The 922-nt window shown below is 39.8% G+C and carries 1 protein-coding gene; it reads right to left on the bottom strand.

Translation table 11 applies throughout. From position 1 onward, the window contains the following. The coding region (locus tag MiSe_RS49315; protein ID WP_226594900.1) for a hypothetical protein at positions 1–263 on the bottom strand (263 nt) is incomplete at its 3' end. Positions 264–922 lie beyond the last annotated feature (659 nt).

Here is a 922-nt window from a genome sequence, read left to right as displayed (position 1 = left end):
GTTAGCGTTAAACCGTCATTTCCATCTCCCTGCCACAATTGAATTTTAATACTTGTTCCACTAGGCTGTTCTATGAGATACTTTAAATACGCTCTATCTTTTGCAGCAGGTGACAAGGGCGCATCCCAAGAAAAAACAGCCTCGTTCCCTGCAGCTGCTTCCTGCCTGTATCCTACTGATATCAATTTATAATTTAGAGTTGCCCGATACTTGCTAGCATCCCAAACTTCATTAATAATTTCGCTAGTGAATTGAACCGGCATTATTTTACTAAATCAATCGTCTAATTAATTGTAACTGCAGCGGGTCAAAGTTTTTCTAAAATTCTAGGAACTTGAGCAATACCTGCAACCAAAACCAAAGGCGCTAACTCTAATTGAGCCTACTTAGAGTCTCCCCCAAGAATTGCATCTAAAAGCAGTCCAGTATTGTTTCCGGCTGCCATATAAGGAGGGCGAGGTAAATCAACTTGTCTTGCGCTTAAGTTTCGATAAAAACAAAGCCGTACAGGGAAGTTGCAACTAATTTTAATTAAAACAGCCAGCCAAGGGAAAGGTAAAACATCTTGCTTAATAAATTCACCCTTACCGCTGTGCCAATTATAAATCAACGAATTCAATTGAAGCTCGGCTAATCCTCCCCCTAGCCATTAAAGGTTAAGCGTCCGTTATCTTCGCCTAATTTATCTGTTGGACAATTTGACAAATTTCCTATATTTAAAATCCCCTGGTTTTCCCTTCGCATTAACTCAGCAACTCGGGGATTTCCCGAGACCAATCAACATCTGGCACAAAACCAATAAATCTGTGCCAATTTAATGGCTTTTTTACTTCAAAATACCTCACATTAACACCTGTAAAAAATATGGATTAACAGGAAACTGGATTAGCAAAGGTTCGTTACGCGGGTATACTCTGCGGCT

This window comes from Microseira wollei NIES-4236 (assembly GCF_020521235.1).
In the GTDB taxonomy this organism is placed as follows: domain Bacteria; phylum Cyanobacteriota; class Cyanobacteriia; order Cyanobacteriales; family Aerosakkonemataceae; genus Microseira; species Microseira wollei.
Note: the sequence above shows the minus strand (reverse complement) of the source record. Positions and strands in the feature narration are given on the sequence as shown.